At 65.2% G+C, this 19489-nt stretch carries 16 protein-coding genes and 1 other RNA gene; 8 read left to right on the top strand and 9 right to left on the bottom strand.

The genetic code is table 11. The features are described from left to right. Positions 1-141: 141 nt before the first annotated feature. On the top strand, positions 142-1323 hold the full coding sequence (locus D1Y84_RS08270; protein ID WP_124848089.1) for a glutathione-independent formaldehyde dehydrogenase: 1182 nt from the start codon (positions 142-144) through the stop codon (positions 1321-1323). Positions 1324-1537: 214 nt separating this feature from the next. Then, on the top strand, positions 1538-2437 hold the full coding sequence (locus tag D1Y84_RS08265) for an SDR family oxidoreductase (protein WP_305000442.1): 900 nt from the start codon (positions 1538-1540) through the stop codon (positions 2435-2437). Between the two features lie 69 nt (positions 2438-2506). Here the strand turns inward: D1Y84_RS08265 and D1Y84_RS08260 are convergent, their stop codons facing one another. Further along, positions 2507-4165, bottom strand: a complete 1659-nt coding sequence (locus tag D1Y84_RS08260; protein WP_233581276.1) for a deoxyribodipyrimidine photo-lyase — start codon at positions 4163-4165, stop codon at positions 2507-2509. Between the two features lie 163 nt (positions 4166-4328). Between D1Y84_RS08260 and D1Y84_RS08255 the strand changes: the two genes are divergently transcribed. The 3 genes from D1Y84_RS08255 (at position 4329) to D1Y84_RS08245 (ending at position 8835) form a co-directional block, all read left to right on the top strand. Then, positions 4329-5024, top strand: a complete 696-nt coding sequence (locus D1Y84_RS08255) for a DNA-3-methyladenine glycosylase (protein ID WP_124848088.1) — start codon at positions 4329-4331, stop codon at positions 5022-5024. A gap of 58 nt (positions 5025-5082) precedes the next feature. Beyond that, the gene (locus D1Y84_RS08250; RefSeq protein WP_124848087.1) at positions 5083-7623 is read left to right on the top strand and encodes a DUF3536 domain-containing protein; all 2541 of its coding nucleotides are present in this window, start codon (positions 5083-5085) and stop codon (positions 7621-7623) included. 144 nt (positions 7624-7767) lie between these two features. After that, positions 7768-8835 carry a glycosyltransferase gene (locus D1Y84_RS08245; protein ID WP_124848086.1) on the top strand — a complete coding sequence of 356 codons (1068 nt, stop codon included), beginning with the start codon at positions 7768-7770 and terminating at the stop codon, positions 8833-8835. Positions 8836-8895: 60 nt separating this feature from the next. On the opposite strand, the gene D1Y84_RS08240 is transcribed toward D1Y84_RS08245, so the two are convergent. Beyond that, the gene (locus D1Y84_RS08240) at positions 8896-10284 is read right to left on the bottom strand and encodes a Gfo/Idh/MocA family protein (RefSeq protein ID WP_124848085.1); all 1389 of its coding nucleotides are present in this window, start codon (positions 10282-10284) and stop codon (positions 8896-8898) included. Between the two features lie 159 nt (positions 10285-10443). Between D1Y84_RS08240 and D1Y84_RS08235 the strand changes: the two genes are divergently transcribed. Continuing rightward, on the top strand, positions 10444-10845 hold the full coding sequence (locus D1Y84_RS08235) for a hypothetical protein (protein ID WP_124848084.1): 402 nt from the start codon (positions 10444-10446) through the stop codon (positions 10843-10845). A gap of 87 nt (positions 10846-10932) precedes the next feature. Here the strand turns inward: D1Y84_RS08235 and D1Y84_RS08230 are convergent, their stop codons facing one another. From D1Y84_RS08230 to hpnI, 3 genes are all read right to left on the bottom strand, one after another. Then, on the bottom strand, positions 10933-11421 hold the full coding sequence (locus D1Y84_RS08230; RefSeq protein WP_124848083.1) for a TonB family protein: 489 nt from the start codon (positions 11419-11421) through the stop codon (positions 10933-10935). Between the two features lie 63 nt (positions 11422-11484). Continuing rightward, entirely contained in the window at positions 11485-12636 is a 1152-nt protein-coding gene (locus tag D1Y84_RS08225) for an aromatic ring-hydroxylating dioxygenase subunit alpha (RefSeq protein ID WP_124848082.1), read from the bottom strand. A 26-nt stretch (positions 12637-12662) separates the two neighbouring features. Beyond that, a complete protein-coding gene (hpnI, locus tag D1Y84_RS08220; RefSeq protein ID WP_233581275.1) occupies positions 12663-13883 on the bottom strand; it encodes a bacteriohopanetetrol glucosamine biosynthesis glycosyltransferase HpnI in 1221 nt (406 codons plus the stop codon). A 130-nt stretch (positions 13884-14013) separates the two neighbouring features. Between hpnI and D1Y84_RS08215 the strand changes: the two genes are divergently transcribed. Next, on the top strand, positions 14014-14784 hold the full coding sequence (locus D1Y84_RS08215) for an alpha/beta fold hydrolase (protein ID WP_158615389.1): 771 nt from the start codon (positions 14014-14016) through the stop codon (positions 14782-14784). Positions 14785-14899: 115 nt separating this feature from the next. On the opposite strand, the gene D1Y84_RS08210 is transcribed toward D1Y84_RS08215, so the two are convergent. The 4 genes from D1Y84_RS08210 to rnpB form a co-directional block, all read right to left on the bottom strand. After that, complete coding sequence (locus D1Y84_RS08210) at positions 14900-15481, bottom strand: YdeI family protein (protein ID WP_158615388.1); 582 nt, start codon at positions 15479-15481, stop codon at positions 14900-14902. A 120-nt stretch (positions 15482-15601) separates the two neighbouring features. After that, positions 15602-16855 (bottom strand): ABC transporter permease, encoded by a 1254-nt coding sequence (locus D1Y84_RS08205; protein WP_124848078.1) that lies wholly within the window; start codon positions 16853-16855, stop codon positions 15602-15604. Between the two features lie 55 nt (positions 16856-16910). Further along, positions 16911-18137, bottom strand: coding sequence for an ABC transporter permease (locus tag D1Y84_RS08200; protein WP_124848077.1), 1227 nt, complete (start codon positions 18135-18137; stop codon positions 16911-16913). Between the two features lie 208 nt (positions 18138-18345). Beyond that, positions 18346-18807: RNase P RNA component class A (gene rnpB, locus D1Y84_RS08195), an RNA gene on the bottom strand. A gap of 215 nt (positions 18808-19022) precedes the next feature. Here rnpB and D1Y84_RS08190 point away from each other — a divergent pair. Continuing rightward, positions 19023-19478, top strand: a complete 456-nt coding sequence (locus D1Y84_RS08190) for a GNAT family N-acetyltransferase (RefSeq protein WP_233581274.1) — start codon at positions 19023-19025, stop codon at positions 19476-19478. The last annotated feature ends 11 nt before the right edge of the window (positions 19479-19489 follow it).

Below are 19489 nucleotides of genomic sequence, written 5' to 3'. Positions count from 1 at the left end.
TACGGGGGGAGCTGCAGCATTACCTTCGAGGAAGCCCGGGGGAACGCCTGTGCAGGATTCAAAACGGCTGCGCCTGTAGGGCAGGCCGAGCCCCGCAGCCGCTTTGTTGCCGCATCCAAACGGGAAGCACAGGAGCGTGGCATGAAGGCAGTGGTTCTGGAGGAGACGCGCAGGATCGTGGTGCGCGAGGTGAAGGACGCGGAGATCAAGGAGCAGACCGATGTGCTGATGCGGGTGACCTCGAGCGCGATCTGCGGGACGGACCTGCACTTTTACGAGGGTCGAATGCGCGGCATCGAGGGCGGCATCATCGGGCACGAGCCCCTGGGCATCGTGGAAGAGGTGGGCTCGGCCGTGATCAACGTGAAAAAGGGCGACCGCATCACGGTGCCGACGCATATATGCTGCGGGTTTTGCGCGATGTGCGTGGATGGGCACTCGTCGGCATGCCTGACGACCAACCCGGGCGACGCCGGCGCGGCCTACGGCTACCCCAACAAGGGCGGCTACGAGGGTGCGCAGGCCGAACTGCTGCGGGTGCCGCTGGCGGATGCGAACTGTCTGAAGCTGCCGGGCGAGCCGGGCGACCAGTGGGAAGACGACTTTGTGCTGCTGGCCGATGCGTGGACAACCGGTTACCACGCGGCTGCGATCTGCGATGTGGGGCCGGGCGACACGGTGGCGATCTTCGGCGCGGGCTCGGTCGGGCTGCTGGCGGCGTACTCCGCAAAGTTGCGCGGCGCGGCTCGGGTGTACGTGGTGGACGCGGTGAAGGAGCGGCTCGAGAAAGCCGGGGAGCTGGGCGCCGTGCCGATTGACTTCCTGAAAGGCGACCCGATTGAACAGATCAAGGAGCAACAGGGCAAGTGGCGCGCAGGCGGTGCGTTTCGCAACGAAAAGCCGTTGGGCGGAGTGACGTGCGCGATCGATGCGATCGGCTTCCAGGCGCGCTCGAAAGAGGACTACAGCAAGGAAGAGCCGCACTGGGTAACGGAGGCGATTGCAGAGCTGATCAACCCGGCCGGGCGAATCGCGGTGGTGGGACTATGGCCGCCCAAGGACCCGAGTGGCAGCGTGGAGTCGCTGAAGCAGGGCAGGCTGCTGGTGCCGTGGGACAAGCTGTTCGGCAAGAACGTGCGCATCACCATGGGGCGCGACGATGATGAGAAATGGAATGGCAAGCTGCGCGACATGATCCTGACGGGCGCCGCGAAGCCGAGCCAGGTAGTGAGCCACCGGTTGTCGCTCGATGAGGCGCCGGAGGCGTTCCGCAAGTTCGATGAGCGGGCGGAAGGCTTTATCAAGGTCGTGCTGAAGCCGTAACGGTGCCGGGTTCGGAGGGTGAGCGTGAGGGGCGCGTTCTTGAACGCTGCGCCCACGGCAAATTGTCGCGGGCGCAGGCGGTTGTGAACTCTGCTGCATCCAAAGATTTACCCGTACACAGCAGGCCGGAACCCGTTCTGCAGACTTCCACAACGCACCTGTGCAAAAGCAATGATGAAACCGCGTGCCATCGCAGCGGTCGAGGAGTGAACCTGTGCCAACTGATCTGTACACCATGCAGGACCCGACAAAGCAGTACCCGACGCCCAAGTTTCCGCACCAGCCGCAGCCGGTGCCGGGCCTTGAAAGCGACCTGACGCCCAAGGCTGATCACGGGGAAACGAGTTACAAGGGTTCGGGGCGTTTGCCGAACCGCAAGGCGCTGGTGACTGGCGGCGACTCCGGCATCGGCAAGGCCGTGGCGATTGCGTTCGCGCGCGAAGGCGCCGATGTGGTGATCTCGTACCTGCCCAGCGAAGAAAAAGACGCGCAGGACACGATCAAGCTGATCGAGGCCGCGGGACGCAAAGCGTTCGCAATCCCGGGCGACCTGAAGGACGAGGCGTACAACCGGCGGCTGGTGAAGGAAGCGCACGAGAAGCTTGGCGGGCTGGACGTACTGGCGCTCGTAGCGGGCAAGCAGCATGCCGTGAATCACATTGCCGACGTGACCACGCAGCAGCTGGAAGAGACCTACCAGACCAACGTGTTTTCGCTGTTCTGGACCGTGCAGGCGGCGCTGCCGCTGCTGCCGGCCGGGGCGACGATTGTGACGACAGCATCGATCCAGGCGACGCACCCGAGCCCTTCGCTGCTGGATTACGCGCCGACCAAGGCAGCGATTCTCGCGTTTACCCGCGGACTGGCGCGGCAGGTTGCGGAGAAGGGTATTCGCGTGAACTGCGTGGCACCCGGGCCCGTGTGGACGCCGCTGCAGACTTCGGGCGGACAGCCCGACGAGAAGATTCCCGAGTTCGGTTCGGAAACGCCGATGAAGCGTCCGGGGCAGCCGGTGGAGATGGCGCCGCTGTACGTGCTGCTGGCTTCGCAGGAGTCGAGCTACGTGACGGGCGAGGTGTTCGGCGCCACTGGTGGACTGGAAGTCACGGGCTAAGTGCGCCGCGTAATCGGGTGCCTGCGTTGTGAGCGACCGCAGGCACCTCGACCAAGCGCGGGGCGGGAGTTAGCGCGCGCCGAAGGCGTTGCCTTCCGCGATGTTGCGCATGTAGAGCTTGGAGTTGAACTTCCTGCCGGTGGACTCGCGCGACATATAGCGAACGGTGCCGAAGATGGGGCGCTCGAACCATGGGCGGTCGTGCACGCCGCAAATCGCCCAGGCGATGTTGGCGTAGCCGTTGGGATCGCGTCCGTCGAGAAAATACTTATCGTTGAGATACACGCAGTTAGTGAAGGCTTCGGCGGGCGTGGCGCTCCACTCCAGGATTTTTTTGCCCCAGTACATGCGCAGGATGTTGTGCATCCAGCCGTGGTCGACCATCTGTTTCTGCGCGGCGTTCCACATATCGTCGTGGGTCTCGGCACGCTCCATCTGCTGGAGCGTGTAGGGATGTTCGCGTGCGTCGCGGCTGTGCTTCTTGAGTGTTTCGCGCGCCCAGTCCGGAGCGCATTCGATGGAGTCGTACGCGGGCACGAAGCGCACGAAGTTGACGCATAGCTCGCGCCAGGCGAGCACCTCGCCGTAGTACGCGTCGCGGGCCTCGGTCGTGCAATTCCCTTTTTTGACTGCATCTTCAATCGCGCGCGTGATGGTAAGCGGGCCGATGTGTCCGAAGTGCAGCGCGGGCGAGATGCGGCTGGTGCCATCGCGCTCGGGATGGTTGCGCACCGTGTTGTAGTCGCTGAGCTTGTTGGTCACGAAGTCGGCGAGCAGCTTTTGCGCAGCGCGGGTGCCGCCGGTGAAGGAGTCCACGGGGCGCACCGAGCGGTCAAACGGTTCGCCCCAGCCCTCGGTGATGTTGTCGCCGACGTGGAAGCTCGCGAAGTCGTGCGGCCGGTTCCAGGTGTGCTGCGCTTTGACAGGCGATTCGGTGGCAAGAAAGCGTGGCAACTCTACGAAAAACTTCGGCCGGAAATGGTGCGCCGCGTAGAAGTGCTTGGTGAAGGTGTTGGCTGGCACGATGCAGTCCGCATCGACCGTCCAGTACGGCACCTCGATGCGATGCGCCAGCACCTGCCGCCAGCGCTCGGGTTCACGCATGGGGTTCTCATCGGCGACCACCGCGGCAGCGCGCAGCTCGACCACGAGTTTCTCGAGGGCGTTGTGCGGCGGGCGACGCACGATGAAGGCAACGTTGCGCTCGGCAAGATCCTGCTCTGCATCGATGAGGCCCTGCGAAAGAAAGTGATAGTGGCGCCAGTTGGCATGCGGGAAGTTGTTGATGGCGGAGAAGAACGCTACGACAGGCAGGCCAAGCTCATTGCCGAGCGCGATGGCGACGTCGAGCGCCGGGTTATCGATGCCGCGCTGGGCGCGCTGCATCCAGTAGAGAACGCATTTCGCCTCGCGGGGCGGCTCGCCCCCGCGGCGCACAGTGATGCGAGCATTGTCGGCGAGGCGCTGCAGCGCCTCGGGCATGGGGCCGGTCTCGGGGGCGTTGTGCACGGCGGCGCGCTGCACGCTGCGTTCGCCGGCCCTGGCAGCCTTGGCGGGTGCGCTCTGGACCTTGCCCGAGGCGCGACGCGCGGGTGTATCGGCCGGTTTTGCGGCAGGCTGATCCCGGCTGGCCGAGGCCCTGGCTGTTGAGGCTTTGGCCTCTGCATCGGACCGCTTTTTGGCGCCACTTCCGGCTGCGCCGGCGCGCGGTGTTCCCTGCTCTTTCATAGAACCTCTTCCACGTGCGAAGATGCATGCCCGGGCGTATCGGGCTGCGTGTACCGCGCCCTTCGCTGTTTACCGGGCGCAAGCTGCGAGCCGGGCAACAGCCACGGTGGATGATTGCACACGTGCCCACAGGATTGCCGGGCACACAGGGCATACTAGGAGCATGGCAGATGGCCAACGCACTCCTCGCTACGATGCAGCCGAGGCTTGCCGCGCTCTTGCGGCGGCAGACCCGAAGCTGGGCGCGCTGATCGAGCGCGCCGGCCCGTACACGCTGATGCTCAAAAGCCAGCACTCGCCCTTTGACGCGCTGCTCGAAGCGATCGTTTCGCAACAGCTGCACGGCAAGGCCGCGATGGCGATTCTGCACAAGCTGTTGAAGCTGTTCGGCGAGATCCACCCGACGCCGGAGCTCTTGCTGTTGCAGCCGGACGACGCGATGCGGGCTGCAGGCCTGTCAAAGAACAAGATGCTTGCCTTGCAGGACCTGGCGCGCAAGACGCTGGATGGCACCGTGCCTTCACTTGCGGCGATCCGCAGGCTGAGTGATGACGAGATTGTCACGAGGCTGTGCGCCGTGCGCGGCATCGGCGCGTGGACCGTGCAGATGATGCTGATGTTTCGCCTGGGTCGGCCGGACGTGCTGCCGCTGACGGACTATGGCGTGCGCAAGGGGTTTGCGCTGACGTTTTCGCGACTACCTAAATCAAAACCCTTTGACGCGTCGATGCTGGCGGACATGAAGGTGATGGCGCGACGTGGCGAACGCTGGCGTCCGTGGCGCTCGGTTGCGGCGTGGTACATGTGGCGTGCCTGCGACCTTGCGGGCAAGCCGTTTGTGCCACCACCGGTAGCGTGACGCGTTCTGCCTTTCACGAATAGAAACTGACATCGTTACAGTGTGGCCTGGAGGAAAGATGAGCGGCACAGCAACCGGATCGGCGAGCAAGGACGGCAATCGTTACCTTGTAGTGCACGGGCACTTCTACCAGCCGCCTCGCGAAAATCCTTGGATTGAAAGCGTGGAGACGCAGGACTCCGCCGCGCCGTACCACGACTGGAATGACCGCATCACCGCGGAGTGTTACGCGCGCAACGGGGCTTCGCGCGTGGTCAGCACGGCGAACCGCATCCTGCGCATCGTGAACAACTACGCGCAGATCAGCTTCAACTTCGGGCCCACATTGTTGTCGTGGCTGGCCGAGCATGCCTCGCTGACGTACCAGTCGATCCTGGATGCGGACGCATTGAGCGCGGCGCGATTTGGCGGACACGGTTCGGCGATGGCGCAGGTGTACAACCACATCATCATGCCGTTGGCGAGCCGCCGCGACAAGGAGCTGCAGGTGCGCTGGGGCGTCGCGGACTTCGAGCACCGGTTTGGACGCAAGCCGGAGGGTATGTGGCTTGCGGAGACAGCGGCGGATACCGAATCGCTCGAGGTGCTGGCCGAGCATGGCATCCGCTTCACGATCATGGCGCCGAACCAGTGCGCGGCGGTGCGGCCCATAGCTGCGCAATCGAAGACCGGCGAGAAGGCTGCGGAAGACGACGCTGCGGCAGCGGCTGAGCCAAAGTGGCAGCCGACCCCCAATGACTCCGTGGATCCGCGGCACCCTTACCTGGTGCGCCTGCCGAGCGGCCGCTCCATTACGGTGTTCTTTTACGACGGGCCGCGTTCGCGTGCCATTGCTTTTGAACGTCTGCTGGATTCGGGCGAAGGATTTGCGCGGCGGCTTGCGAGCGGCTTCTCAGCGGAGCAGCCCGCGGAGCCGGAACTGGTGCATGTTGCTACGGACGGCGAAAGCTATGGGCACCATCACCGCTTTGGTGAAATGGCGTTGAGCTTTGCGCTGCAATACACCGAGGCGGAGCAGCTTGCGACGGTGACGAACTACGGGCAGTTCCTGGAACTGTTTCCGCCCACGCGCGAGGCGCAGATTGCCGAACCGACCAGCTGGAGCTGCGCGCACGGGGTGGAGCGCTGGCGCTCGGACTGTGGCTGCAACGGCGGCAAGGCCGGGTGGAACCAGCGCTGGCGCGGACCGCTGCGGGCGGCGCTGGATGTGGTGCGCGATGCCGCGACGCCGCTGCTGGCGAAGCTCGGCGCGCAGCTATTCAAGGATTGGAACGGCGCGTGCGACCGGTACATCGAGGTGATTCTGGATCGCGCAGGCGAGCGCCCATGCGCGGCGGAGTTCCTGGAGCGCGAGAGCAGCCACCCGCTCAACAAGGCGGAAGAGATCAAGGCGATGAAGGCGCTCGAGATGGTGCGGCAGATGCAGCTGATGTACACGAGCTGCGGCTGGTTCTTCGACGATATCTCCGGTATTGAAACGGTGCAGATTATCGCCTACGCGGCACGCGCGATCGAGCTTGCGGAGAACCTGTTCGGCAGCAAGGGCGCGGCGATCGAGCCGGCATTCCTGGCGTGGCTGGCAGAGGCGCAAAGCAATGTCGCGAGCGAAGGCACCGGGGCGGATATTTACCGCAGACGCGTCAAGACTCTGGACGTGGGGCTCGAGCAGGTAGCCGTGCATTACGCGATCTCTTCGGTGTTCCGCACGTACAACGAGCATGCCAAGGTATTTGCCTTTGACGTGGCGAGTTGCAGCCAGGGCGTGCAGAGCTCCGGGCGGGGACGGTTGATCAGTGGCGAGGCCGAGATCCGGTCGCGCATCACGCATGAGTGCGAACGCTTTTTCTACGCGGTGCTGCACTTCGGCGATCAGAACATCGCGGCCGGCGTGAAGCCTTCGTATCCCGGCATGCACGAGGCACTGGAGCGGTTCAGCGCGGCGACCAAGGCCGCCATGCTGGGCGCAGATCTGCCCGGGGTGATCCGGCTGTTCGACGCGGAGTTCGGCGCGCGGACGCACACGATCCACTCGCTGTTTATGGATGAGCAGCGGCGCGTGATGAAGCTGATCCTGAACAACACGGTGCTGGAAGCGGAGAACAACCTGCTGCACCTGTATGAAGATCACGCATCGCTGCTGCACTTTTTGAACCAGGCGGATATGCCGCGGCCGGCAGCGCTGACGCTGGCTGCGAACTTCGCGATCAACGTGTCGGTACGGCGCGCGCTCGAGAGTGACCCGGTAGATACGGCGCAGGTGCGCGCGGCGCTGGGCCTTGCCGAACAGGACCATGTCGAGCTGGACCGGCAGCAGTTGAGCTTTACCGCGGACCAGAGAATGCGTCAGGCCATGGCGTTGCTGCTGGAGCACCCGGAAGATCGCGTGCTGCTTGAGAATGCGCTGGCCATGGCGGAGGCGCTGGCGATGCTGCCGTTTCCTGCAGATATCTGGCAGGCGCAGAATATCTGGCACGTGCTGGCACGAAGGCAGCATGACGAGATACAGGTGTGGCCGGCGGATGCGAAGCTGTTCCGCGCACTCGGGGAAACCCTGGGCATTGCGGTGGAGTCGTTCCTGGCTGCGGATCAACCGGCGTAGAAAGGCAGCGTGAGCGAGCGGCAGCCGGGACGCGACGCACCGGGCGCGAGACAGATGGGGATAAGTGGCGTCTGCTAAGCTGTCCCGTGCTGCCGCAAGACACTGCTCAGAAGGCGCGGCGAGGCAGCCGCAGGATGATCACAGATGAAAGTTGCAATTTTCTGCCCCACGGTCTCGGGCAAAGGCGGAATGGAATCCGCCATTCGGAACCTGATGGCCGGCTTTGAAGAGCTGGGGGACGACGTGCGGCTGTTCCTGCTGGGCGGCAGCTTCGATGAGGGCTGGCTCGAGGGCCTGCGGTACCAACAGTATGGCTCGACGCGGGACTCGCGCTGGAAGCGAATGCTGCACTACGCGACGGGGCCGGTGCGCGCGCTGCTGCGCTGGCGGCCCGATGCCGTGATCTGCGCGGACCTGACCACGGTGCAGATGGCTCGACTGGCGCGCGTGGTCACGGCCAACCCCGGCATGCTGATTGCTTCGTGGGTGCACTTTCCGGTGAATGAAATTCGCATGCAGGCACAGCTTCGCAATGTGGATCTCCACCTCGCGGTAAGCAGCGAGACAGCGGATGCGATCCAGAAGCTGCCCTTCGCCAACCAGAAGCCCGTGCACACGATCTTCAACGCGGTGGACCTGCGCGATGCCACGCGCATCGCTCGTCCCGCGTCCACGGTGTTTCTGTATATCGGGCGGCTGAACTACAACGATCACAAGCGCACCAACGACATCCTGGAAGCCGCTGCCGAGCTGCGAGGCACGTGGCGCCTGCGCTTGATTGGAAGCCCCACGCAGGGATTTGAAGAACAGGAAACGCAATTGCGGGAGCTTGCGGACAAGCTTGGCATCAGCGACCGGATCGAGTGGCTGGGCTGGCAGCAGCACCCCTGGAAAGCCGCGGGGGAGGCCACGGTGTTCCTGGCGTCAGCACAGCGCGAGGCCTTCGGGATGGTGCTGGTGGAAGCCGGCAGCCACGGCGTAGCGGCGATCAGCAGTGATTGCACGGGGCCGAGGGACATTATTCGTGAAGGGCAAAACGGCTGGCTGTATCCGGTTGCCGATGTGGACGCACTGCGCGCACGTATGCAGGCGGTGCTGGATGATCCTTCGATCCTGCCGGCGCAGGACGTGGTGCTTGCCAGTGTGCAGCGGTTCTCAGGGCCGGCAACAGCCCAGCGTGCCAAGGATGCTTTTTTGCAGGCGCGGAAGTAAACGGAAGCCGGGCAGCAGGGAGTACCTGCCGCCCGGCTTCTGCCTGCGAGAGCGAGCAGCTTAGCCAAGCCCCAGCGGAGGCAAGGCAGGGCCGCGGGTGGCGTCGAGCCCCGGCATAGCCGGCAACTGCACCGGTCGGCCTGTCTGCGCGGCCTGGTAGATCGCGGTCATCAGCTTTTGGTCCTGCAGCCCTTCGGCCCCGCCGGTGCGCGGCTTTTTGCCGCTGCGGATGCACTCGGCAAAGTGGTCGATCTCGAGCGCGAACTGTTTCGAGGGGTTCTGCGTGTACTCGGACGCGACTTCGGCGATGCCGTCGCGCCGCGACACGGTGAGCTTTTGCCCGCTGTAGTTGAACGCGTCGGCGACATGTGCCACCGCATCCGAGCCCATTACCTGCAGGTCGGCATGCTTGTGCGCGCTGTAACACGAGGTGCAGGAAGCCACGATGCCCGATGGGAAGCGCAGCGTGAAAGAAACAAGATCTTCGACCTCGCGGAAGCGCGGATCATCGGCAGGCGAGTGGGTGGTCGCAGTGATCTCGACCGGCTCTTCACCGGTGACGGCACGCACGGTGTTGAGGCAGTACAGACCGATGTCGGGCAGTGAGCCGCCGCCGGAGAGTTTGCGGATCTGCCGCCACTGGTCAGGCGCGCCCTGGTTCTGCACATTGACGGCGTGGATGGTGCGCACGGTGCCGAGCTTGCCGCCGCGCACCATGTCCATGAGGTAGCGATTGTTGTGCTCGTACTGGATACGGTACGCAACCATCAACTGCACCTTGGCCTTGTTGCACGCCTCGATCATGGCTTCAGCATCGGCGGCGGACACGGTCATCGGCTTTTCGCAGAGCACGTGCTTGCCCAGACGGGCGACTGCCTCGGTGTACTCGCGATGCGTGCTGTTGGGAGTGACGATGTAGACCGCTTGTACCTCGGGGTTGTTGCGCAGCTGCTCCATCGTTTCGTAGGTGTAGGTGGAGCGGATGCCGTACTGCGCGGCGATGGTCTTGGCCTTGGAGTCGTCTCCGCTGATCAGCGCCGTGACGCGGGCGTGCTTGCAGGCAGAGAACGCGGGCAGGATCTCTTCGAGCGAGAGGCGCCCGAGGCCGAGCACAGCGAAGCCGACGCGCGTGTCCGCCGGGTCGGCATTGGGCGGCCCGCCGCCGGGCAGGTCGGTGTCCGCGTGGATCGCCGGAAACTCAACCTTTTTGCCTTCGACCATGCCGCGGTCCACGGGGGCAACGGGCGGGTTGCTCGCGGTTTGTGCACCGGCAGTTGCGGCAGAAGCGAGCAGCGCCCCGGCGATGCCGCGGCCGCCCTGCACCAGCAGGGTGCGGCGGTCGAAAACGCTTTGTGTGGCGCGATCGTGCGCTGATTCCGATTGGGGGAGCGAGGGCTCATCTGCCGGCGTCGTGACATCGGCAAAATTGTGCGCGTCCTTTTTCAACATGCGGGGTTCGATCCTTCAGCAGTGACAGATGGTGATGCTGCTGAGCTTGGATGAGCCAACGCGCTGCGGAGTGCCACCCGGCAGCGCGACAAAGCGCAATCCGGATTGGCGAGATCACCTGCGGAGCTGCCGGGCACGTCCCGGGGGAAGAAGGACGAGATGAACAAGCAGTCGGTTCGACAGACACTGATGGCAATGGCACTTGCAGCGACGGTTTGTTCCAGCGCGGCCATGGCCAGCGCGCAGTATTACGGGCCGCCCCCACCGCCGCCGCCTTACGGAGGCGCCTACGCCGGGCAGCCGTACGGCCCGCCGCCGCCGGGCTACGCGCAGTTTTACCAGGAACAGCCTGGACAGCCCATGCTGGCCGCCCGGCAGGGCTGGGCTGCCGGAGCCTCGCAGGGTGAGAGCGACCGCAACCTGGGTCACAGTTTTCGTCCTACGCACGTGGACACGTTCCGCCATGTGCCGAAGTCGCCGCAGGGCTACAACCGGGACCAGTTTGCCCGCGAGTACCGGGACGCGTTTATCCGTGGCTACCAGCGCGGGTACGGCGGCTAAGAGCTTGGCTGCTGTCCGGCCAGAGGCCCGCGGGACATGGTTCCCGTGGGCCTTTCTTTGTGTGGGTAGCGGGTCGTACAGGGCGGGCTAGCGGCTGCCGGCGGACCTGGCGGCTGCGGTGAAGCGGATCTGCAGTTCCAGCCCTGCGGCGGTGAAGGCAGCCGGGAGAGGCGGCATGGGTGCGGACTGCAGGAGAGCGTTCCAGGCGGCACGATCGAATGCAACGCTGCCGCTCGGGCTGGTGATGCGCAGCCGGTCGACGCTGCCGTCGTGCTTGACGGTGAAGCGGATCCCAACGGCAGTTCCCGTGAAGTCGGGCAATGGGATCGCTGCCTTCGCGAGCGTGTCCTGCCATGTGGGCTTGAGGCTGGTGGTCAGGCTTTTCATGTAGGGGTTGAAGTCCAATCCCTGGGTGTCGGAGAGGACTTCCACCGCGAGCAGCGGTGCCGGTGTCGCGGCCGTATTGCTTTGCTCGAGCTGCACGGGGCCTGCGGGTGTCTGGGCGAGTCCGGCGCTGGCAGGCAGGAGTGCGGCGCCGAAAACTACAGCTATGCGTGCGGTTCTGCTCACTGTCACGGAACTCCCCTCCCGGAACGCACCTGCTGCCTCACTTAGACGCTTGAGGGCGTAAGAGGACGCTCAGGAACGCCAGCGCAATGTGACCGGGCCAGGCATGGGGTGCTTGCCGGAGCCGTCAAGGCGCGCCTGCTTGAGCGCGAAGTACCACTTGGCGGGGCGGTCCGCGTCATCGATGAGCATGAGCGTCGGGTTGTAGCGAAGGCCCTCAGCCTGCTCCACCATGGTTTCCTGGTCCTGCGCCACGAAGCGCTTGCCGAAGAACTTCGCGATGGTGGTGACGCCGGGCACGGCATAGAAGATGTTCCAGGCGGCGAAAACGTCGATGCGGCAGGCACGGGTGGTGGTGGGCGTCACGGTGGTGATGCTGGAGAACCACTTGGGCCCGCAGCGGATGGTCTCGATGCGCCGGTTGGGAAGCTGGAAGTCGATAGTGGTGGTGATGGGCTCGCCGTAGACCCCGAGCAGCTTGTAGGGGGCGGAGTTGCCGGAGGGCGCGTGCGCCGCCATGCGGAAGCCCTCGGGGATGGGCTCGAAGTGCTTCTGTTTCTCGTGAATGGAAGAGGGCTTGCGCCACCACCAGCTCTGGTGCACAAACGGGCCGTGCGCTGGGTCCATCAGGCCGATGATGCCGTGGTCCACGTTGCAGGGCAGGTCGGCAGTGAGGTGCGCGGAGCGGAAGCGGTCGCCGAACTTGGGGGCTTCCGGGACAGGCGGCAGGCTGGCAAGCGGCGTGTCGACTCGGCCGGAGCCGGGCTCGGGCACGTAGACCCAGGCGTAGCCATCGTGCTCGATGCAGGGGAAAGCCGTGCCAAAGATGCGGGTGGGGTCGAGCTTGTCTTCCGAGGTAAGCGAGGGGATGGTGGTGCACTGGCCGCTCACCGGCTCGAACTCCCAGCCGTGGTATTTGCAGGCGAGCGACTCGCCGTTGAACCAGCCGCAGGAGAGCGGAATGCCGCGGTGCGGGCAGCTGTCGCGCATGGCAAAGAGGCTGCCGTCGGTTTTGCGGCCCAGCACCATGGGGATGCCCAGGAGCAGGGTCGTTTTGAGCTGCTTGCCCCCGAGTTCGGCGGAGCGCAGAGCCGGGTACCAGTCGTTGTAGATCAGGGTTGCCGGGGGGCCGAGTCCGGCACCCGAGGCATCCGCTACCTCCCGGGGGCGGTCAGCAGGCGTGGTGAGCTGCACGAGAGGCGTGTTGCTGGAGGAAGTAGCCATGGCTTTGGGGTACGACGTGCGCTCCCTTACTGTATCGCGGTGGGGGCTGTTGGTTGCTTTCCGGCGTGGCGTGAAGGGATGCGGAGCAGCTTGCCGGCTTCGATGCGGAAGCGCTCGCCGCGCCACTCGACGGTGTTGCCGGCAAAGCTCCATGCCCACAGGGCGAGCGCCAGGCAGTCACGGAGCGGCAGCAGCACAAGGTCGCGCAGCACGGCGCGGTCGCCCACGAGGGAGTAACCGATGAGCAGGGCGACCGCCATGCGCGCGAGTAATGCCAGCACCAGGAGGAGCACGGAGAACAGGCTGCCGCCGCTGGCGACCAGGCACAACAGCGCCCATGGCACCGGGTGCGTAAAGACCAGGCCCCCGTAGCTCCAGGCGCGTACGGCGCGCACTGTTCTGGCCCAGCGCAGCTGGTGGAGCCAGAAGTCGCGAAAGCTGTAGGCTGGCACGGCGGTGGAAACGGGTTCTGGGCTAAGGATCACGCGGAACCCGGCGCGGGACACATGCGCGCCCAGGTCATGGTCGTCGGCCAGCACGCTGCACAGCACCTCGAGGCCGCCGGCCGCGGCAAGTGCACGGCGTGAGACCAGCAACGTGGAGCCCAGGCCGAAGTGCAAGCCCCGGTCGGTAAAGCGCGCCGTCAGCACGCCTGCGGCGAAGTCGGTGGCGATGGACAGGGCTTCGAGCCGGGAGCCGAGCGTGGGTCGTTCTACCGGGTGGGTACGTCCGCGGTAAAGGGCGGTGACGAGGCCGGTGGTGGGCTCCAGGAATGGAGCGGCGATGCGGCGCAGGTAGCGCGGCCCCACGGCGATGTCGGCGTCGCTGATGAGGATCAGCTCGTGCCGGGCGTGTGGAAGGAGCTGGGCAAGGTTGCTCATTTTGCCATTGGTACCGAGCACGAGCGGGGTGGCGACGACCTCGATGCGGAGGGCCGGGAACTCGGCAGCCAGCGCCCGGAGCGTGGGCACGGCGGGGTCCTCCAGGGAGTGCACGGCGAAGAGCAGTTCGATGGCTGCCGGGTAGTCCTGCGTGCAGTGGGTGCGGAGTGCCGCGCGGAGGCCGTCGTCGATGCCTTTGACGGGCTTGAGGATCGAGATGGAGGGAGGCGCTGGGTGCTCGGACGGGCTGCGCCGGCTGGCGCGGAGAAAAGCACGCGCGGACCACATGGCGAGAGCGCAGAACAGGATGCCGGCAACGGCGAACAGCGCGGAAAGCAGCACAGTACTGGCGGCGAGGACTTGCACAGTGTCCAGTGTACCGGCGGGTTTCTGCATCCCACCCGCTAGGCTGCGCGTGGCTTCGACGGGATGCTGTTTCGCCCCGAAGCAGGCAGCCGGACTTTTGCGCCCAGCGCTGCTCCAGGAGCTTTACGCCATGCTGCCACTGACCGACCTTGCCGCCCAGACTGACACCGCGCCCGGCGCGGAACAACCGACGCTGGTGCTGCTGCACTTTTACGGCAGCTCGCGGCGCGAGTGGATCGAAGCAGGTGCGCTGCTGCACCGGCACTTCCGCGTGATCTCGATCGATACGCCGGGCTTTGGCGAGGCGCGCGAGGTGCCGGGGTACTCGGTGAGCGAGATGGCCGACACTATCAGCGAGACCATCACAGCGCTGAAGCCGGGGCGGTTTGTGCTGGTAGGCCACTCGATGACCGGCAAAATTGCGGCGGTACTGGCCAAGCGTGGTTTACCAGGACTGGCGAAGCTGGTACTGCTGACGCCGTCGCCGGTAGGGCCGGAGCCGATTGATCCGGAGGCGCGAGCGCGCATGCTGGCACAGGCCGAACCGACGCGCGCGGATGCGGAGGAGTACGTGCTTACCAACAGCAGCCGGAAGCTCGCGCCCGCGATCTTTGAGCGCGCGGTGGAGGACCGGTTGCAGGCGAACCCGGAGGCCTGGCGGTCGTGGATGAACGTGGGCAGCAAAGAAGACTGGAGCGAGCGGGTTACGGGGTTAAGCATCGAGACGCTGGTGATCGCGGCGGCCGACGACGTGTCGCTTGGGCCCAACGTGCAGCGAGAACTGACAATGCCGCACTTTTTAAACGTGAAGCTGGAAACCGTGCCGCAGTGTGGGCACCTGGTGCCGATGGAAGCGCCGCACGAGCTTGCGGAGCTGATTAAGAAGTTCGCGGAGAAGTAAGCAGCGACGAACGGCCTTCGCGCGGGCGGTGCTGTTGCGTGGTAGCAAACATGGCCGAGAGCGAGATGGTCGCTTTCGGTGCGGGATGCTGCAGCACGCACCGGTGTCCAAAAAGTCAGTCGTTCAGCCCTTTGCCGGCCAGGATGAGGGGCGCATACTTCTCCACGCGCGAAGCTCGGGTGGCGGATTGTTTGGCAGCGGCGATCTGGAAGATGTAGCCTTTCTGACGCCCTGGCGTCAGGGCTGCGAAAGCTTTCTGCAAGGCAGGCTCTGTGTCGAGCCTCCTCTGCAGCTCCTCAGGGATCGCGTAGTCAGTGGCCTTCCTGAGCGGAACTTTGGCGCCCGAGGCTTCCAGTTCGATCGCCTGCTCGATGTAGAGCCGGATGGTGGGCTGAAGCTGTTCGACTTCCTCGAGGTTGCTGAAGCGAAGTTGTCGTGGCGCCTGCATCGTTTCGCCGATGCGATGCAGGCATTGCTGCGGGTCCTCGAGCAGGGCGCCTTTGAAGAACAGCAGGGCGATGTACTGGTGGAAGCGCTGGATCAGGACGATGTTCTTGCCATTGAGTGTGTAGCAGGGCTTGCCCCACTTGATCGTTTCCACGAGGCCACAGCCCTGCGCAATCTCCTCGAGCGCGGCGGTCTCCCGGGGGTACTGGTGGCGCGGGTGCTCCATTGGGGGGTGGCGCGGTGCAGGCACGCTTTTGTTTGCAATCTTCGCTGGCATACGAGCCTCGGCAGGCAAGCGGTATCTGCGCGCAGGCTACAACAGAGCGATGGCTGCGGTGAAGGGCTTTTCGCAGGTGTCACGGCGGGAGCTTTACTCGTAGCGAAGCGCCTCGATCGGGTTGAGCGTCGCAGCTTTCCAGGCCGGGTAGATGCCGAACACCAGACCGATCATGCAGGACGTGGAGAACGAGACCACGGTCCAGAGGGTGGACATGCTGGCCGGCAGCGCCGCGATGCTGAGACGGATCGCCAGTGTGACCAGGCCGCCCAACGCCACGCCGAGGATGCCCCCGACCGCGCACAGGGTGACTGCCTCCGCGGTGAACTGCAGCAGGATGCCGTTGCGGGTGGCGCCGATGGCCTTGCGCACGCCGATTTCGCGGGTGCGCTCGGTCACCGAGACCAGCATGATGTTCATGACGCCGACACCGCCCACCATCAGCCCCACGCTGGAGACCGCGATCATGAACAGCACGAGGCCGCCGGTGATCTGACCCCAAAGTCGAACGATGGCTTCCGGGGTGAACACGGCGAAGTCGTCGTCCTTCTGCGTGGGTACCCTGCGCGCGATGCGCAGCACGGTGCGCACTTCATCCTCGACCAGCGCCTCGTTCTTGGCCTCGTCATAGCGAACGGCGATGCCGAGGTCTTTCTGGCCGGGCAACAGCTTGCGGAAGGTGTTGAGCGGCATGTAGGCGATGTTGTCGTTGGGATTGGGGCCCGACCCGAAGAGGCCGGCGACCTTGCCCAGGGTGCCGACCACGGTGAAGATTTCGCCGCGGATGGTGACCTCCGCCCCGATGGCGTTGGTGCCGCCGAAGAGCTTGCTGGTGGTGTCCGCGCCCAGCACGACCACGTTTGCGCGGTGCTCGTTCTGCTCGTCGTTGAACATTGCGCCGGCGACCAGGGGCAGGTTGGAGGTGCTTGAGACCTGGTCCGTGTCGCCCTCGAGGATGGTGTTCTGCACGGACTTGCCGTTGTACTTGACCGACTCCTCGCCGACACCGTACTGGGGGTCCTGGTAGCGGATGCTGGGGTTGACGCTGACGACGTGGGGCAGGGAGCGCATGCTCAGCGCCTCCTCCACGGTGAGGCGCTTGCGGGCCAGCAGTTCCGCGGTGGGCTGTACGTCGATGGGCATGTGGAAGGCCCAGATGGCATTGGAGCCGAAGGAGTCGGCGAAGACCTGCACCTTGTTGTTGAGCCCGGTGATGATGGACGAAATGATGATCACGGTGGCTACGCCGATGACCACGCCGAGGATGGTCAGCAGCGAGCGCATGCGGTTGGCGCGGAGCGAGTCAAGCGCCATGGCCAGGGTTTCGCGAACATTGCTGCGGTTCATTAGGTCGGCTCCTTTCGCATGGTGGCGCGGCCAGGCGCGCGGTTAGCCAGCGTGACTACAGTTCGGATCGCAGGGCTACGATGGGGTCCAGACGCGCGGCCTTGCTGGCCGGGTACACGCCAAAGAAGATGCCGACCGAGGTCGCGACCAGCAGGCCTGCCAGCACCGACCACAGGCTGATCTGCGCGGGCCAGCCGACGGCCGCGGAGATCAGGAAGGACACGGCTGCGCCGCCCGTGACACCGAAGATGCCGCCCAGCGCGGCCATGGCTGCCGACTCCACCAGGAACTGCAGCAGCAGGTCGGCACGGCGAGCGCCGAGTGCCTTGCGGATGCCGATCTCGCGGGTGCGCTCGGTGACCGAGACCAGCATGATGTTCATGATGACCACGCCGCCGATCACCAGCGAGATCGAGGCGACGCCGACCAGCACCATGCTGAAGGAGGCAGTGAGGCTCTTCCAGATATCGACGAGGCTGTTGTTGCTGGCAATCTCAAAGTCGTCGTCAGTACCGGGCTTGTCGCGCCGGAGTCCGCGCAGGATGGCGCGCACCTCGTCGGAGACCTGCTCCATCGAGGCGGGGCCCTTGCCTGCCTTGATCGAGTAGTTAAGCGAGCTGTGGAGGCCGTGCGAGTGCATGTAGGTGGTGAGCGGGATATCGACGTAGTCGTCCTGGCTCTGGCCAAGCATGGTTCCCTGCCGCTGCCCTTCGCCGATCACCGTGTACACATCGCCATCGACGCGGATCTCCTTGCCGATGGGGTCGCCGCCTCCGAGCAGGTGGTCGACCACGTCGTAGCCGGCTACGGCCACGTGCGCGCCGCTTTTCTCGTCCTGCTCCGACAGTTCGCGGCCGGCGATCAGCACCAGGGCGGTCATGGGCTGCATGGAGGGCGTCCAGCCGTTGATCACCGTGGTGGTAGACGCATGGGTGCCGTGCACCACGCGCCCACTGGTGCCAAGCGAGGCGCCGGTGAGCTCGCAGGAGCGGCAGCGGTCGGTCAGCTCGGTGAACTGGTCGAAAGTAAGGTCTTTGCGGCGATTGGCCTTGCGGTAAGTTTCCACGTCGAAGACCACGGACGGGATCTTGCTGACGGTGATGACGTCGGCGCCGTGGCCGCTGATCTTGGTGGCGACATAGTAATTGGCGCCATTGACCAGCGTAATCACGGTGATCACCGAGGCGACACCGATGACCATGCCGAGCAGGGTCAGCACGGTGCGCAGCTTGTTTGCCCAGAGCGATTGCAGGGCGATTCGGATGGATTCAGTCCACTGCATACGGGGGGCGGCTTTGCGCTTGCAGGGAGTGTAGCAGCGGCCGGGCAGCCGGCGATGGGTTTCAGCGCGCGCGGGCTCGAATGGGCACGTTCAACGGGATTCACGCAGGAGCGTGGCAAGGGGACGAACAGGGTGGGGCGGCAAGGCGCAAGCGGACCACACCCGCAGGACTGCCGAGGAAGCAGTCGTACGGGTGGGTGCCGGGAATGCAGGCGAGCAGCCTGTAAGCCGAATTCTGTCTGGACTTGCGTCCGAGACGGCCATTCCTCTAGGCGTGCCATTACTGACACGCTCAAGCAACCTACCCGGAGGTTTCCGCCTGCGTGGCTCTTGCGAGCACAAGCAGGAGCTCCCGTTGGCGCGCCGGGCCGGCACGCACAACAGCCTGTGGAGCCGGGCTGTTGTTCCCTCCCTATTTGGTCTTGCTCCGTGTGGGGTTTACCCTGCCCTCTGCGTTGCCGCAGAAGCGGTGCGCTCTTACCGCACCTTTTCACCCTTACCTTCCGTTGCTTGCGCACCGGCTTGGCGGTATTTTCTCTGTGGCACTGGCCGTCTCCGGGCCTTGAAGCCCGGATCCCGGACGTTATCCGGCACACTGCCCTGCGGAGTTCGGACTTTCCTCTCCCGGTCCCGCTTGCGCGCTTCCGGCAGCGGCCGTCCAGCTGCCCGCAGCTCCATTCTATCCTGCGCCCAGGCCCCGGCCGGGCGGTGCAGGGTGCGGCGATGGAGACTGCGCCCATTCCGTCGACCATGCCCGAGTACCCCGCGGACCCGGGTCGCAGAGCTGGAGGACGTGCCCGCCCTGCAGGCGAGGATTGACCGCTCGATGCGTGCGCTCAGCGCTGGGACTACACCGCGGCACAGATCGAAGGGGCGGCGGGAACGGTGCCGGGGCTGGATACTCAGCTGCTGCGCGACCGGACCTACTTTGTGGCCGAGTGGGTGGGGCAGATCGTGTCCAGCGGGGGCTGGAATTCTCGCGGCACGTTGTGCGGGGCGGATGCGGCGCTCGATCGGCAGGACGCCGTGCTCGACCTCCGGCGGCGGGCGGCCAAGATCCGCGCCATTTTTGTGGACCCGGACTGGGCCGGCCAGTGGCCGGGAAGCCGCATGCTTCGGCATTGCGAGTTGGCGGCGGCCGCGGAGGGCTTTGCATGGGTAGAGATGGGCTCAACGCTGACGGGAGTGCCGCTGTATGCCAGGCGCAGCTACCAGGAACAGCACCGGTTCAGCATCGCGCTCGGAAATGGCGAATCGTTGCCCGTGGTGTTCATGACCAGGCCGCTGCCGGTGGAGCGGGGCGCGGCCAGTCCGGACGCGTCCGCTTGGCCGAGACCTTAACTTTGCAGCAT

Source organism: Acidipila sp. EB88, assembly GCF_003858395.1.
Taxonomy (GTDB): Bacteria; Acidobacteriota; Terriglobia; order Terriglobales; family Acidobacteriaceae; genus EB88.
Note: the sequence above shows the minus strand (reverse complement) of the source record. Positions and strands in the feature narration are given on the sequence as shown.

What these genes read in the sequence shown, in the direction of transcription:
- D1Y84_RS08270 (WP_124848089.1), top strand. Translation starts at nt 142, where the DNA reads ATGAAGGCAGTGGTTCTGGAGGAGACGCGCAGGATCGTGGTGCGCGAG.
- D1Y84_RS08260 (WP_233581276.1), bottom strand. Translation starts at nt 4,165, where the DNA reads ATGAAAGAGCAGGGAACACCGCGCGCCGGCGCAGCCGGAAGTGGCGCC.
- D1Y84_RS08255 (WP_124848088.1), top strand. Translation starts at nt 4,329, where the DNA reads ATGGCAGATGGCCAACGCACTCCTCGCTACGATGCAGCCGAGGCTTGC.
- D1Y84_RS08250 (WP_124848087.1), top strand. Translation starts at nt 5,083, where the DNA reads ATGAGCGGCACAGCAACCGGATCGGCGAGCAAGGACGGCAATCGTTAC.
- D1Y84_RS08245 (WP_124848086.1), top strand. Translation starts at nt 7,768, where the DNA reads ATGAAAGTTGCAATTTTCTGCCCCACGGTCTCGGGCAAAGGCGGAATG.
- D1Y84_RS08240 (WP_124848085.1), bottom strand. Translation starts at nt 10,284, where the DNA reads ATGTTGAAAAAGGACGCGCACAATTTTGCCGATGTCACGACGCCGGCA.
- D1Y84_RS08235 (WP_124848084.1), top strand. Translation starts at nt 10,444, where the DNA reads ATGAACAAGCAGTCGGTTCGACAGACACTGATGGCAATGGCACTTGCA.
- D1Y84_RS08225 (WP_124848082.1), bottom strand. Translation starts at nt 12,636, where the DNA reads ATGGCTACTTCCTCCAGCAACACGCCTCTCGTGCAGCTCACCACGCCT.
- D1Y84_RS08215 (WP_158615389.1), top strand. Translation starts at nt 14,014, where the DNA reads ATGCTGCCACTGACCGACCTTGCCGCCCAGACTGACACCGCGCCCGGC.
- D1Y84_RS08205 (WP_124848078.1), bottom strand. Translation starts at nt 16,855, where the DNA reads ATGAACCGCAGCAATGTTCGCGAAACCCTGGCCATGGCGCTTGACTCG.
- D1Y84_RS08200 (WP_124848077.1), bottom strand. Translation starts at nt 18,137, where the DNA reads ATGCAGTGGACTGAATCCATCCGAATCGCCCTGCAATCGCTCTGGGCA.